This is a genomic window from Micromonospora sp. B11E3 (genome assembly GCF_039871625.1).
GTDB lineage: Bacteria > Actinomycetota > Actinomycetes > Mycobacteriales > Micromonosporaceae > Micromonospora.
The window spans coordinates 18540-31916 of the sequence record NZ_JBDPMC010000025.1; the positions used below are offsets into that span (position 1 = coordinate 18540).

The 13377-nt window shown below is 72.1% G+C and carries 16 protein-coding genes, 1 tRNA gene and 1 other RNA gene; 11 read left to right on the forward strand and 7 right to left on the reverse strand.

Translation table 11 applies throughout. The features are described 5' to 3' along the window. Positions 1-99: 99 nt before the first annotated feature. The 8 genes from ABGB16_RS15135 to ABGB16_RS15170 all read left to right on the forward strand — a co-directional run bounded on the left by ABGB16_RS15135 (position 100) and on the right by ABGB16_RS15170 (position 6485). On the forward strand, positions 100-618 hold the full coding sequence (locus ABGB16_RS15135) for a PadR family transcriptional regulator (protein ID WP_347668675.1): 519 nt from the start codon (positions 100-102) through the stop codon (positions 616-618). Positions 619-795: 177 nt separating this feature from the next. Next, positions 796-1917, forward strand: coding sequence for a peptide chain release factor 2 (prfB, locus tag ABGB16_RS15140; protein ID WP_347668676.1), 1122 nt, complete (start codon positions 796-798; stop codon positions 1915-1917). A gap of 118 nt (positions 1918-2035) precedes the next feature. Next, on the forward strand, positions 2036-2716 hold the full coding sequence (ftsE, locus tag ABGB16_RS15145) for a cell division ATP-binding protein FtsE (protein WP_347668677.1): 681 nt from the start codon (positions 2036-2038) through the stop codon (positions 2714-2716). A 67-nt stretch (positions 2717-2783) separates the two neighbouring features. Further along, positions 2784-3659 carry a permease-like cell division protein FtsX gene (ftsX, locus tag ABGB16_RS15150; protein WP_347668678.1) on the forward strand — a complete coding sequence of 292 codons (876 nt, stop codon included), beginning with the start codon at positions 2784-2786 and terminating at the stop codon, positions 3657-3659. 161 nt (positions 3660-3820) lie between these two features. Continuing rightward, positions 3821-4300 (forward strand): SsrA-binding protein SmpB, encoded by a 480-nt coding sequence (gene smpB / locus ABGB16_RS15155; protein ID WP_347668679.1) that lies wholly within the window; start codon positions 3821-3823, stop codon positions 4298-4300. Between the two features lie 105 nt (positions 4301-4405). Continuing rightward, positions 4406-4781: a transfer-messenger RNA gene (ssrA, locus tag ABGB16_RS15160) on the forward strand. Positions 4782-4980: 199 nt separating this feature from the next. Then, the gene (locus tag ABGB16_RS15165) at positions 4981-5433 is read left to right on the forward strand and encodes a hypothetical protein (protein WP_347668680.1); all 453 of its coding nucleotides are present in this window, start codon (positions 4981-4983) and stop codon (positions 5431-5433) included. A 41-nt stretch (positions 5434-5474) separates the two neighbouring features. Next, a complete protein-coding gene (locus tag ABGB16_RS15170; protein WP_347668681.1) occupies positions 5475-6485 on the forward strand; it encodes a hypothetical protein in 1011 nt (336 codons plus the stop codon). Positions 6486-6500: 15 nt separating this feature from the next. Here the strand turns inward: ABGB16_RS15170 and mdlC are convergent, their stop codons facing one another. Both mdlC and ABGB16_RS15180 read right to left on the reverse strand, forming a co-directional pair. Further along, complete coding sequence (gene mdlC, locus ABGB16_RS15175) at positions 6501-8096, reverse strand: benzoylformate decarboxylase (RefSeq protein WP_347668682.1); 1596 nt, start codon at positions 8094-8096, stop codon at positions 6501-6503. A gap of 241 nt (positions 8097-8337) precedes the next feature. Then, positions 8338-9141 (reverse strand): S-methyl-5'-thioadenosine phosphorylase, encoded by an 804-nt coding sequence (locus ABGB16_RS15180; protein ID WP_347668683.1) that lies wholly within the window; start codon positions 9139-9141, stop codon positions 8338-8340. 219 nt (positions 9142-9360) lie between these two features. Here ABGB16_RS15180 and ABGB16_RS15185 point away from each other — a divergent pair, with 219 nt between their 5' ends. After that, a complete protein-coding gene (locus tag ABGB16_RS15185; protein ID WP_347668684.1) occupies positions 9361-9951 on the forward strand; it encodes a YqgE/AlgH family protein in 591 nt (196 codons plus the stop codon). A gap of 114 nt (positions 9952-10065) precedes the next feature. Next, positions 10066-10138, forward strand: a tRNA-Ala gene (locus tag ABGB16_RS15190). Between the two features lie 102 nt (positions 10139-10240). On the opposite strand, the gene ABGB16_RS15195 is transcribed toward ABGB16_RS15190, so the two are convergent. From ABGB16_RS15195 to ABGB16_RS15205, 3 genes are all read right to left on the reverse strand, one after another. After that, entirely contained in the window at positions 10241-10615 is a 375-nt protein-coding gene (locus ABGB16_RS15195; RefSeq protein ID WP_347668685.1) for a type II toxin-antitoxin system VapC family toxin, read from the reverse strand. Further along, positions 10612-10866: a type II toxin-antitoxin system prevent-host-death family antitoxin gene (locus tag ABGB16_RS15200; protein ID WP_347668686.1), complete on the reverse strand. Its 255-nt coding sequence runs from the start codon at positions 10864-10866 to the stop codon at positions 10612-10614. Before ABGB16_RS15200 ends, ABGB16_RS15195 begins: the two co-directional genes overlap by 4 nt. A 69-nt stretch (positions 10867-10935) precedes the next feature. Next, complete coding sequence (locus ABGB16_RS15205; RefSeq protein ID WP_347668687.1) at positions 10936-12015, reverse strand: cation diffusion facilitator family transporter; 1080 nt, start codon at positions 12013-12015, stop codon at positions 10936-10938. A 66-nt stretch (positions 12016-12081) separates the two neighbouring features. Here ABGB16_RS15205 and ABGB16_RS15210 point away from each other — a divergent pair, with 66 nt between their 5' ends. After that, positions 12082-12441 (forward strand): metalloregulator ArsR/SmtB family transcription factor, encoded by a 360-nt coding sequence (locus tag ABGB16_RS15210; RefSeq protein ID WP_347668688.1) that lies wholly within the window; start codon positions 12082-12084, stop codon positions 12439-12441. A gap of 74 nt (positions 12442-12515) precedes the next feature. Here the strand turns inward: ABGB16_RS15210 and ABGB16_RS15215 are convergent, their stop codons facing one another. Both ABGB16_RS15215 and ABGB16_RS15220 read right to left on the reverse strand, forming a co-directional pair. Then, positions 12516-12728, reverse strand: coding sequence for a hypothetical protein (locus ABGB16_RS15215; RefSeq protein WP_347668689.1), 213 nt, complete (start codon positions 12726-12728; stop codon positions 12516-12518). 17 nt (positions 12729-12745) lie between these two features. Beyond that, positions 12746-13237 (reverse strand): hypothetical protein, encoded by a 492-nt coding sequence (locus ABGB16_RS15220; RefSeq protein WP_347668690.1) that lies wholly within the window; start codon positions 13235-13237, stop codon positions 12746-12748. Positions 13238-13377: the final 140 nt, after the last annotated feature.

Genomic DNA, 13377 nt, shown 5'->3' on the forward strand with positions numbered 1-13377 from the left:
ACGGACAGTCGTCCGCCGACAGTGCACATTGGAAGTCTCCAGGGTGGCGAAAATGGCAAATCCTGGACGGCGGGACGGCAAAGTGGCAGCGTAATGGGCATGGCGGAATCCGGAGTCAACCCCACAGCGGCGGCCCTGCTCGGGCTGCTCCACGAGGGGCCCATGACAGGCGGCCAGCTGATGGCCGCCGCCGAGCGCAGGCTCGCCCCGTACTGGTCGATGACCCGCAGCCAGGTCTACCGGGAGCTCCCGGTGCTCGCCGAGCGCGGCCTGGTGCGGATGGGCAAGCCCGGCCCGCGGTCCAGCCAGCCGTACGCGATCACCGCAGCCGGGAAGCGGACGTTCTCCCGGTGGCTGGCCGAGGACCCGGGGCGGGACACCATCCGCAACCCGGTCGCCCTGCGGTTCGCGTTCGGCGCGCTGCATTCGGGCAACCAGTTGCGCAACCTGCAGACGTCGGCGAACGAGTACCACACCGAGGCCCTCGCGCGGGTGCGGGAACAGGTGAAGAACGCCAAGAAGGAGGGCGAGGCCTTCGACGCCAGCGCGCTGGAGTTCGCCGTGGCGTACCACAAGGCCGCCCTCTCCTGGCTGAAGAGCGCCCCGGTCGGCGGCTGATCCCCGCCCGCCGGCCCGCCACCCCGCCATCGGGCCGCGACGGGGACCTTCCGCCGGGGAGCGGGCGGGTCCGCAGCCCCGCCCCGCGCCCCGGCCGGCCGCTGTCCGGGGATCTTTCGGCACCCGACCGCGGGGCTGGCAAGCCCATCCCGCGCCCCGGCAGTACGCTTGTTTTTCGTGACCGCTGCCGATTACGCCGAACAGCTCAAGGACCTCGACGCCACCCTGCGCAACATCGAGGCCGTGCTCAACATCGACAGGCTGCGGGAGGACAAGGCCCGCCTCGAGGAGCAGGCCTCCGCGCCGGACCTGTGGGACGACCAGGCCAAGGCGCAGCAGGTGACCTCCCAGCTGTCGTACGTCAACGGCGAGATCAACAAGCTGAGCGGCCTGCGTTCCCGGCTCGACGACGCCGGCGTGCTGCTGGAGCTGGCCCAGGCCGAGGACGATCCGGGGGTGCTCGCCGAGGTGGAGACCGAGATCGGCGGGCTCACCAAGGCCATCCAGGAGATGGAGGTCCGTACGCTGCTCTCCGGCGAGTACGACTCCCGGGAGGCCCTGGTGGCCATCCGTGCCGGCGCGGGCGGGGTGGACGCGGCCGACTTCGCCGAGATGCTGCTGCGGATGTACCTGCGCTGGGCCGAGCGGCACGGCTACCCGACCGAGGTCTACGAGACCTCGTACGCGGAGGAGGCGGGCCTGAAGTCCGCGACGTTCACGGTGAAGGTCCCGTACGCCTACGGCACGCTCAGCGTCGAGTCGGGCACGCACCGGCTGGTCCGGATCAGCCCGTTCGACAACCAGGGCCGCCGGCAGACCAGCTTCGCCGGGGTGGAGGTGCTGCCGGTCGTCGAGCAGACCGACCACATCGACATCCCCGAGAACGAGATGCGCATCGACGTCTACCGGTCCTCGGGCCCGGGTGGCCAGAGCGTCAACACCACCGACTCGGCGGTGCGGATCACCCACATCCCGACCGGCATCGTGGTGACCTGCCAGAACGAGAAGTCCCAGCTGCAGAACAAGGCCTCCGCGCTGCGGGTGCTCCAGGCCCGGCTGCTGGAGCGCAAGCGGCAGGAGGAGGAGGAGAAGCTGGCCGGCCTGAAGACCGGCAGCACCAGCTCGTGGGGCGACCAGATGCGCTCGTACGTCCTGCACCCGTATCAGATGGTGAAGGATCTGCGCACCGAGCACGAGACGGGCAATCCGACCGCGGTCTTCGACGGTGAGCTGGACAGCTTCATCGAGGCCGGCATCCGGTGGCGCAAGCAGCAGGCAATGGCAAACGACGCAGCGTGATCGATCGAGGGCGGAGCGCGTCATCGATCTTCCGTCAACCGGCCATTTCGATGACGCGCCTCGCACCGACGGGGCGCGGCGCTTGGCTCATCGGTTACACCGCGTAGACTCACCACCCGTGATTCAGCTTGAGCAAGTGACGAAGACGTACCCGAAGGCGTCCCGGCCTTCGCTCGACAACGTGTCCGTCTCCATTGAGAAGGGCGAGTTCGTCTTCTTCATCGGCCCATCCGGCTCCGGCAAGTCCACCATCATCAAGCTGCTGCTGCACGAGGTCACCCCCAACAGGGGGCGCGTCATCGTGAACAGCAAGGACGTCACCTCGATGCGCTCGTGGAAGCGACCGCACTTCCGCCGTTCCATCGGCTGCGTCTTCCAGGACTTCCGGCTGCTGCCGAACCGCACCGCGTACGAGAACGTGGCGTTCGCCCTCGAGGTGATCGGCAAGACCAAGGCGGTCGCCCGCCGGGTCGTGCCCGAGGTGCTGGAGCTGGTGGGGCTCGGTGGCAAGGAGCACCGCTACCCGCACGAGCTCTCCGGTGGTGAGCAGCAGCGGGTCGCCGTCGCCCGGGCGTTCGTCAACCGTCCGCTGATCCTGCTGGCGGACGAGCCGACGGGAAACCTGGACCCGGACACGTCGATCGAGATCATGCGCTTGCTGGACCGGATCAACCGCACCGGGACGACTGTGGTGATGGTCACGCACGACTCCAACATCGTGAACCAGATGCGCCGCCGGGTCATCGAGATCGAGAGCGGCCGCATCGTGCGTGACCAGGCCCGGGGCGTCTACGGGTGAGCCGACGCTCCACCCCCCTTCAGCCTGACGACGATCACCTCATGCCGGAATCCCGGAGGAATTCCCGATGCGCCTGAAATATGTCCTGTCCGAGGTGCTTGTCGGACTGTGGCGCAACGTCACCATGACCATCGCGATGATCATCACGATGGCCGTGTCGTTGACCATGCTCGGTGTCAGCGGCCTGGTGTACAGCAAGGTCGGCGATATGAAGGACCTGTACTACAAGAACATCCAGGTCTCGATCTTCCTCGACGGCCAGGTCACCGAGCAGCAGCGCACCGACCTGCAGGCGAAGCTCGACAGCGATCCGCTGGTCAAGGACGTCATCTACGTCAACAAGGACGAGGCGTACAAGCGCTTCCAGGAGATGTTCCAGGACGCTCCCGACCTGTTGAGCGCGGTCAAGGCCGACAGCCTGCCCGAGTCGTTCCGGCTCACGCTGGTGAATCCGGAGCAGTACAAGGACATCTACAACCAGTACAAGGACACGGCGGGCGTCGACGAGATCGTCGACCAGAGCCGCCTGCTGGACAAGATCTTCGACCTGTTCACCGCCGCGCAGAACATCGCCCTGGTGGCCGCGATCGCGATGGCGGTCGCCGCTCTGCTGCTGGTCGCCAACACGATCCAGGTGGCCGCGTACAGCAAGCGGCGCGAGGTCGCCGTCATGAAACTGGTCGGTGCGTCCAACTGGTTCATCCAGGCGCCGTTCGTGCTGGAGGCCGTGGTCGCCGGCCTGGTCGGCTCGGTGCTCGGCCTCGTCGCGCTGGTCGGCCTGAAGTTCTTCCTCTTCGACGGCTCGCTGAGCGCGTTGCAGGGGCTGTTCTCCCCGGTGAGCTGGGGCGACATCTTCCTGATGTTCCCGGTCATGGCGGCCGTCGGCGGCCTGGTCAGCGCGATCACCGGCTGGGTCACCCTGCGGTTCTACCTGCGCGTCTAGTCACCGTCCGACGCTTCTGACGACTGCCGGGGCCCTCCGGCGCGGAATAATCCGCGCCGGAGGGCCCTTGTGGTTCGGGTAGCATGATCCCGCTTCCGGCCGCCCGGCGTCCTCGACGCCGGCCGCACCGCGCCGGGGCCGCACGGGAGGAGGTGGCGCCGATGCCACGGGAGAAGGGGCGTAAGGTCGTCGCCTCCAACAAGAAGGCGCGCCACGACTACGCCATCCTCGACACGTACGAGGCGGGCATGGCGCTGACCGGCACCGAGGTCAAGTCGCTGCGCGCGGGGCGGGCGTCGCTGGTCGACGCGTTCGCCCAGGAGCGCGACGGCGAGCTGTACCTGCACGGCATGCACATCCCGGAGTACGTCCAGGGCACCTGGACCAACCACGAGCCCCGGCGCACCCGGAAGCTGCTGCTCAAGCGGCTGGAGATCGACCGGCTGATCGGCAAGACCCGGGAGAGCGGGCTCACCCTGGTGCCGTTGCAGGTGTACTTCGCCGACGGCTGGGCCAAGGTGGAGATCGGCCTGGCCAAGGGCAAGAAGGCGTACGACAAGCGCCAGGACCTGGCCAAGCGGGACGCGCAGCGGGAGATGGCCCGCGCGGTGGGCCGGCGCGGCAAGGGCATGGACGACTGAAACGTCCCGTCTGTCCGGCTGGCGCGCCGGACGGGGGCTCGGGGATGAAACCCGTTGCGGCAGGCGTTAGGCTTGGTGGCGCCGCCACAGGGGCGGTCCTTTCGAGGGGGTGACAGGTTTCGACTTCGTACGTTGCGGCAGGGGAAGCGAGCCGAGGAAGCCGACGTCGTCTCGTGAATCGTTCGTCGGAAAACAATAAGCGCCAAGAACAATCGCGCTGACTTCGCTCTCGCCGCCTGAGGCGAGTAGCAAGTCTGTCGGCCTGGGAGCGCCTTCGACCCAGCTAGCCGGCATCAGCTAGAAGGCTGGCCAATCGGACCCGGTCGCGGGGTCCGTGCGGCGAGACCAATCAGCGACTGGGCCCGTCACACCGACTCGCTCGCGTGATCGGAGGGGCCGAGTAGAGGCACAGCGAGCTGCGCTCGGAGAAGCCCTGACAAGGCGGCGAAGGACCCGGGTTCGATTCCCGGCACCTCCACCACCTGACCTGCGCGCCCCGGTCCACCGGACCGGGGCGCGCAGTCGTATCCACCTCCATCCCCGGGTGCGCGCCGGTGCAGTTGGGGCTAGCGTGGCCACTGGGCCCAATGGGGCAGATGAGGCGAGTAGTGCATCTGGACACCGCCTCACGTCGGGTCCACCATCGCGGTACGCGGTAACGAAGCAGCGTGGGAGGTGCCATGGTCACCCAGATCCACCAGCCGTCCACCGTCACTCCGGCGGCCCACCCGCCCCGGCCCACCCTCCTCGCCGACGTGCCCGCCCTGAGCCGGGCTCTCGCCGCCCCGGCGGGCGCGCCCAGTTGGCGGGAGCAACTGCTCACCCGGCTCGGCCCGCTGCGCCAGGGGTTCGCCGAGCACGTCGAGGTCACCGAGGGGCCGGCCGGGCTGTACGCCGAACTGATCGCCCACGCGCCCCGGCTGGACCGGGGGGTGCGGCTGCTCACCCGGGAACACGTCGGCATCGCCGACGCCCTCGCCGCGCTCCAGGGCGCCGCCGAGCGGCCCGGCGTACCGGCCGAGGAGGTGCGCCTGCGGGCGGCGTACCTGTTCGAGCTGCTGTCCCGGCACCGCCAGCGCGGCGCGGACCTGCTCTGGCAGGCGTACGAGACCGACCTCGGCGGGGAGACCTGAGCTGGCAGGAACCGCTGCCTGCGGGGCCGCGTCGAAGGGGTATGCGCCGAGTTCTCGCCCTGGTGGGCCTGCCCCTGTTGGTCGTCGCGGCCGGGTGTGCCCCGGCGAGCACCGACCCCTCCGGCGGCGGCGTCGGAGACCCCGCCTCCCACCTGGAGGCGTTCCGGCAGCGGGCCGCCGAGGTGGCCGACGCGTGGCGGCCGGGGCGGGACTGGACGAGCGGGTACGTGCCGCTCCAGGACCCGACCGTGCTGCTCGGCGACCCCGGCTTCACCCCGGACACCGAGCAGGCGTTCCGGGCGGGCTGGTACCGGGAGCAGCACCGGATGTCGGCCGCCAAGCCGGCCGACGGCACGATCCGGTTCCCCGACGGGACGCTCACCGTGCCGCTGGTGAGCGCCCTGGAGGCGTACCAGCAGCTCGACCAGGGGGATCCGCCCCCGTGCCCGGGCCGACCGATGGACCCGCCCGGATCCCGACCGAAGCCGGGGTCGACCGGTGGCCCGATCGTCGAGCCGGGCCCCGACGGCCCGCTCGGCTCGCCGAGCCCGGACCCGGACGCGCCGGTCAGCGGCACCCCGGCGTCCGCCTGCGTACCGCTGACCGTCACCGCCGTGCGGCTCGGCACCGCGCCGGTGCGCACCAGCAGGGGCGAGGCGCAGGTGCCGGCGTGGCTGTTCACCGTCGAGGGGCTGACGGCGCAGGTCGCCCGGATCGCCGTCGCGCCGGACGCCGTGACCGCCGCACCGCAGGCGCCGGCGTCCGCCGAGCCGGCGCCCGACGGTGTGGTCGGCGCGCAGGACCTCTCGGCCGTCGCCGGTACGCGGCTGGCCTGGCGGATCGGCATGGGCGCCTGCGACACCGGCGGCACCCCACTGGTGGAGGAGCGCGACGACGTGGTGGTGGTCGGCGGCGCCGTCACCCGCGCCACCGGGATCTGCACCGACCAGCTCCTGCTCAGGTCGGTCACCGCGACGCTGAAGGCGCCGCTCGGCGCGCGGCCGGTGCTCGACGTGGTCACCGGCGCCCCGCTGGTGGTGCGCCCCCTCTGAGAGCCCGCGCGGGCTCTAGAGCAGCCGGGGCACGTCGGTGCTGATCGGCACCGGCAGCACGGTGGGCCGGTCCGCGGCCAGCGCCGCCCGCAGCGCCTCGCCGAGCCGCTCGGGCCGCTCGACGACCTCCCCGGCGCAGCCGTACCCCCGGGCCACCGCCGTGACGTCCAGCCCCGGCAGGTCCAGGCCGGGCACCCCGGGGGTGTGCTTCAGCTCGGCGAACGACTTGAGAATCGCGTACTGCTGGTTGACCGGGACCACGACGGCCAGCGGCAGGCGCAGCCGCGCCGCCGTCCACAGCGCCTGCACGGAGTAGTGGAACGAGCCGTCGCCGATCACCGCGACCACCGGGCGGCCCCGCCCGGTGTCCCGCTCGGCCAGTGCGATGCCGACCGCCGCCGGCAGTCCGAACCCCAGCCCGCCGCTGGCCATCGTGAAGTACGACCCGGGCCGGGTGGCCGGCAGCCGGCGGCGCAGGGCAGCCAGATTGGACGGTGACTCCTGCACCAGCACCCCGTCCGGCGGCCAGTGCTCGGCCAGCGCGGCGAACAGGCCGTCCGGGCTCAGCGGCGGGCCGAACTCGGGCGGCGGCGGGGCGGCCCGGGGCGGCGGGGGCGGCCGGTCGGCCGGCGGCACGAGGTCGGCCAGGGCGGCCAGCGTCAGGCCGGCGTCGCCGAGCAGGCTGTCCCCGACCGGCGCGCGGGCGGCCTCGCCCGGGTCGTCGGTGACGTGCAGCAGCCGGGTGCCGTCGGGCAGGTAGTCGCCCGGCACGTACGGGTAGTAGCGGAAGACGGGGGCGCCGATCACCAGCACCGTGTCGTGCCCGCGCAGCGCCTCGGCCAGCGGCCCGATCGCGTACGGCAGCACTCCCCGGAAGTGCGGGTGGTCTTCGGGGAACGCGGTGCGCTCCGGGGCGGGGGCGGACCAGACCGGCGCGGCCAGCCGCTCGGCCAGCGCCACCGCCGCCGGCCAGGCGCCGGCCCGGTCCACGGCCGAGCCGAGGACCAGCGCGGGGGACCGGCTGGCGGCCACCATGTCGGCGAACTCCCGCAGCCGCTGCGGGTCCGGCGCGTACCGGGTGGCCACCGTACGCACGACCGGCGCGGCGGCCGCCGGCTGGTCCCAGTCGTCGAGGGGCAGGGAGAGGAACACCGGCCCGGCCGGCGGCTGCACCGCCGTGGCGTACGCCCGCATGAACGCCGCCGGGATGTCCTGCGCGCGGGCCGGCTCGTAGGCCCACTTCACGTACGGCTGGGTCAGCTCGGCCGCCCGGGGGTTGGCCAGCCGCGGCTCGATCAGCAGCATCTCCCGGGTCTGCTGCCCGGCGGTGACGATCAGCGGCGTCTTGTTGTGCCAGGCGGTGACCAGGTTGCCCATGCCGTTGCCGGTGCCCGGGGCGGTGTGCAGGTTGACGTGCGCGGGCCGGCCGGTGGCCTGGGCGTACCCGTCGGCCATGGCGACGGCGGACGCCTCGTGCAGGGCGTGGACGTACCGGAAGTCGTCCGGGAAGTCCTGGAGGAAGGGCTCCTCGGTGGAGCCGGGATTGCCGAAGACGGTGGTCAGGTCCAGCGCCCGCAGCAGGTCGTAGGTCGTTTCGCGGACCGTTGCCATCGGCGGGCCTCCGTGTCGCGGCGTGTGCTGCCTCCTCGCCGGAGGACGCGCGGCGACCGCCCCCCGACCTGCCGAATCTATCGGGAGGAGACTCGCCTATCGGGCGCTTTGGCCGTGCCTTTCGTCTGGGCAGCCCGCCGTGCCTCGCCGGGCGGTGCCGCGGAGCCTGTCGTGCGGTGCCGCGGAGCTTGCCGGCCGGTGCCGCGGAGCCCGTCGGTCGACTCCGCGGCGCCCGGCGTCGTCAGGGGAGCGGGAACGGGAGCTTGATCCCGTCGAGCGCGTGCCCGCACGGGCAGTCCCGCTCGGCGGGCAGGGCGGCGACCGCGTCCCGCAGCACCCCGCGCAGCCGGTCGGTGTTCTCCCGGAACACCCGGAAGACCTCCTCCTGGGTCACCGACTCCCCGGCCTCCACCCCGGCGTCGAGGTCGGTGACCAGCGCGATCGGGGTGTAGCAGAGGGCCAGCTCGCGGGCCAGCACGGCCTCGGGGTGGCCCGTCATGTTGACGATCGTGCCGCCGATCGCGGTGAACCACCGCGACTCCGCCCGGCTGGAGAAGCGCGGCCCCTCCACGACCACCATCGTGCCGCCGTCGACCGCCGCCACGCCCTGGCTGGCGGCGGCGCCGAGCAGGGTACGCCGGCCGACCGGGCAGTACGGGTCGGCGAAGGGCACGTGCACCGCGCCCCGGTCGTAGTACGTCTGGATCCGCCCGCTGGTCCGGTCGATCATCTGGTCCGGCACGACGAAGGTGCCCGGACCCAGCTCGGGACGGAGCCCGCCGACCGCGCACGGGGCGATCACCTGGCGCACCCCGAGCGACCGCAGCGCCCACAGGTTCGCCCGGTACGGAATCTGGTGCGGCGGGTACCGGTGGTCACGCCCGTGCCGGGGCAGGAACGCCACCCGGCGACCGCCCATCTCCGCCACCGTGATGGGGTCCGACGGCTCCCCGTACGGCGTCTCCACGCGGTGCTCGCTGGCCCCCTCCAGCAAGGCGTAGAGGCCGGAACCGCCGATCACTCCGATGTCCGCCGTCGGGCTCATCGTCGTCCCTTCGCTCGCGCTCGATCACCTACCGGTCAGACCTTAGCCAGTGCCCGCGAGGCAGGCTATGGTGCCAGGCATGGCGTTGACAGCACGGATGAGCCGGGTGCCCGGTGCCGTCCCTGGCCCTGTTCGGCCCCGCGGCGGTCCTGCCGTCCGGGGCGGTCGTGCCCTTCCGGGCGGCGCCCGCGTCCCGGCGCACGGCTGACGGTGTCCGACATGCAGGGAGAGGACCAGGCGATCGGCGGGCGGGCGATGGAGTCGATGGCCGGACGGCTGCTGGTCGCGACCCCGGCGCTCAAGGACCCGAACTTCGACCGGACGGTGGTGCTGCTCGTCGCGCACGAGCCGGGCGGGGCGCTGGGCGTCGTGCTGAACCGGGCCACCGAGGTCCCCGTCGCCGACGTCCTCGGCGAATGGAGCGACCTGGCGCGCGACCCGGCGGTGCTCTTCGAGGGCGGCCCGGTCCAGCCGGACTCGGCGATCTGCCTGGCCCGGATGCGCAACCCGGTGAAGCGGCTGCGCGGCTTCCACCAGGTCTCCGGCGCCGTCGGCACGATCGACCTGTCCGTCGACCCGGAGCGGATGCGGGACAGCATCGGCGGCATCCGGGTCTTCGCCGGCTACTCGGGCTGGGGGGCAGGCCAGTTGGAGCAGGAGATCGAGGGCGGGTCGTGGTTCGTCCTGGACGCGCTGCCCGGCGACGCCTTCGTCGACCGGCCCGACGATCTCTGGCCGATGGTGCTGCGCCGGCAGGGCGGGATCATGGCCGCCGTCGCCCACTTCCCGCCGGACGTGGCCCTGAACTGAGGCCCGGGCCGGCGACCCGGCGGGGGCTCGCGATGGGGGGACCCCGCGAGATGACCATGCGGGCCGGCGTGTGTATAGTTCTCTCCGTGCCCGGGCGACCGGGGACGAAGACAAGGGGCCGTGGCGCAGCTGGTAGCGCACCACACTGGCAGTGTGGGGGTCAGGGGTTCGAGTCCCCTCGGCTCCACCGACCGCACCATTGTGCGACCGGTGGTTGATCATTGTTTGCCCCCCGTCCGTCTCGGGCGGGGGTATTTTCGTGCCTGTCGGCAGTTGTGGGAGTCGCCCCTCACACCTTCAGGACATCCACGTCGTACAGCGCTATCGACGCGTCGCGGGTGGCCAGAGTCAACCTTTCGGCGGTTGCCTGCGCCACCAGCATGCGGTCGAAGGGATCGCGGTGATGCGGTGGCAGGCGGCCGACGGCGATGGTGTGGGCGTAAGTCACCGGGAGTGCGCGAAAGCCCATGTCCCTTACCCGCTCGGCCAGGTCAGGGGGGCCGGCGAGCTTCCCCGCGTGCTGCTTGATGGTGATCTCCCACAGGCTGACCGGGGAGAGGAAGATGTCCGGGTCGTGGCGTAGCCGATCGAGGAGTTCGTCGCCGAGAGTCGCGTCGCCCGTGATGGCCCACAGCGCGACATGAGTGTCCAGCAGCAGGGTCATGCGCCGATGCCGAAGTCAGCGGCGATCTCGGCGTTTGTCTGGGGTGAGTCCCAGTCGCCGGAGAGATCCAACTGACCGGCGAGAGAGCCGATTGCGGTGCGGTTGACTCGTCGCACCAGCGGCACGACCTTCGCTACTGGAGTGCCTGCCCGGTTGATGATGATCTCCTCGCCGCGTTCCACCCGTTCGATGATGCGCGACAGGTGGGTCTTGGCATCATGCATGTTGTAGTGCACGGCCTCAGCCGACATGACGCGACCTCCTTGGGTTAGCTAACAGATTAGCCTGCTTGATCGCGATGTCGTCACGAATGCGAGTGGTCAGCGGAACCCGCGACGCTGGTGGGACAAGCCCGTGTGGTGGTGCCCGCCGGGGTGGCTGTCCGGATCCGTGTGCACGGTGGCGCCGGCCAGCCGGGGCACGGCGTGGGTGAGCTGGTGTTCGGCGTCGGCGGCGATCTCGTGCGCGGCGACGAGGCTGAGGTTCGCGTCGACGACCAGTTCGGCCTCGGCGTGCAGCCGGTGGCCGATCCAGCGCAGCCGCACCGCGGCCACGTCGCGGACGCCGTCGACGGCGCGCAGTGTGCTTTCGGCCTGGTCGACGAGGGCGGGATCGACGGCGTCCATGAGCCGCCGGTACACCTCGCGGGCGGCGTCCTTCAGGACGAAGGTGATGGCGACGGCGATGACCAGGCCGACGACGGGATCGGCCCACCGCCAGCCGAGGGCGGCCCCGCCGGCGGCGAGGAGCACGGCGAGGGACGTGTAGCCGTCGGTGCGGGCGTGCAGGCCGTCGGCGACGAGGGCGGCGGAGCCGATGCGTCGGCCCACACGGATGCGGTACCGGGCGACGAGTTCGTTGCCGACGAACCCGACGAGGCCGGCGGCGGCCACCCACGGCAGGTGGTTCACCTCGACCGGGTGCAGCAGCCGGGTCGCGGCGGTCCACGCGGCGGCGACGGCGGAGGCGGCGATGACCGCCACGATGACGATGCCGGCGAGATCCTCGGCCCGCCCGTAGCCGTAGGTGTAGGCGCGGGTCGCGGCGCGGCGGCCGAGGAGGAAGGCGATGCCCAGCGGCACGGCGGTCAGGGCGTCGGCGACGTTGTGCAGGGTGTCCCCGAGCAGGGCGACCGAGCTGGACAGCACGACGATGACCGCCTGCGCGACGGCCGTGATCCCGAGGCCGACCAGGGAGAGCCACAGCGCGCGTAGCCCCTCGCGGGACGACTCCAGCGCCGGGTCGATCGACTCGCGGGAGTCGTGCGAATGTGGCGTGACGGCGTGCCGCAGCCGGTGCCACCAGGAGCCGAGCCGAACCGCGTGGTCGTGCGGGTGGCCGTGGCCGTGATCGTGATCGTGACCGTGGCCGTGACCGTGACCGTGCGCGTGGTCGTTCACCGCGTCTCCCAATATCCCGGTGGCATGACGGGCGGGCGCCCCTGACGGCGGCGATAATATGTGCTCATGTACGCACGCGACAATCCTGCAGGTGCCAATGACCTGCAACAACGCCTACCTGCCGACAGCCAGGTGGAGGCAGCATCGGAGATGCTGCGGATGCTGGCCGACGGCACGCGGTTGCGGTTGATGTGGCTGCTCGTCGACGGCGAGCACGACGTGACCGCACTGGTCGCGGCGCTGGGAGTGGCGCGGCCGGCCGTGTCGCAGCACCTGGGCAAGCTGCGGCTGGCGGGACTGGTCGGCGTGCGGCGGGAGGGCCGCCGGGCGCTCTACCGGGCCAGGGGCGGGCACGTGCGCCGGCTCGTGACCGAGGTGTTGTACGCCGCGTCGCACCAGGTGACCGGCACCCCGGAGCACGACTGAGCGGTTGCCGCCGGACGGGCGGTGCCCGGAGGTGGTGCGCGCGCTGGCCCGCAGCACGCCGACCGCCGGGTGGATCAGACGGTCCCGGTGGGGCGCTGGTGCGCTCCGGTGATGTCGGTGCCGGCGAGGTACGGCGTGGAGCCGGTGACGAACAGCCGGTACCCGTCGTGGTGGCCGACGTACGAGCCGCGCTGGTAGTAGGTGACCCGCAGCTTCAGCCGGGTGCCGGCGGCGACCTGGACCTGGACCGTGTCGGCCAGTTCGACGGAGTCGGACGCGGCGAGCACCCGCCCGGCGTCGTCGGTCAGCTCCAGGTCGAAGTCGTCGACGAGGGCGCTGCCCCGGGCCTGAAGTCGCCGAGGGCGGGCAACTCCTCGGAGTACGCCTGCTCGGACAGCGGCCCGTCGGGGCCGAGCGGCCCCCAGCCGCTCATCGGCCCGCCGTACCAGCCGAGCATGCCGGCCCAGTCGTCCCAGGCCGTCCCCGTGATCCAGGCCGACGGGTGCCACACCGTGTCGCCGACGGGACCGGCGACCCCCAGCGGCCCCCAGGGGCCGATCAGCCCGTAGTGCCCCAGCGGACCCATCGGCTTGACGTAGTCGGCGGCGAGCAGCGGGTCGCCGGGGTAGGTGGTCCGCACCGCCGGGGCGACGGTGGACAGGTCGCCGTGCAGCGCCTCGACCGAGGTCGCCGACACGTACCGGGTGTCGGCGGCGTGCGCGGGGGAGGCCGCCGTGACGACGCCGACCGCGGCCACGAGCGCCACGGCGAGGTGGCGCCACCCGGTCGTCCTCACCCGGCGGCGTGACGCCTCTGCCGTTCGCCCCACCGTCGTACTCCCTCTGCCCCGCCCCGGTCCGACGATCCATCCTGGACCGGCGGCCGGGGCGGGCGGCGGCCTGCCCGGCGTGCTGTGACAGCCCACACTCGCCGGGG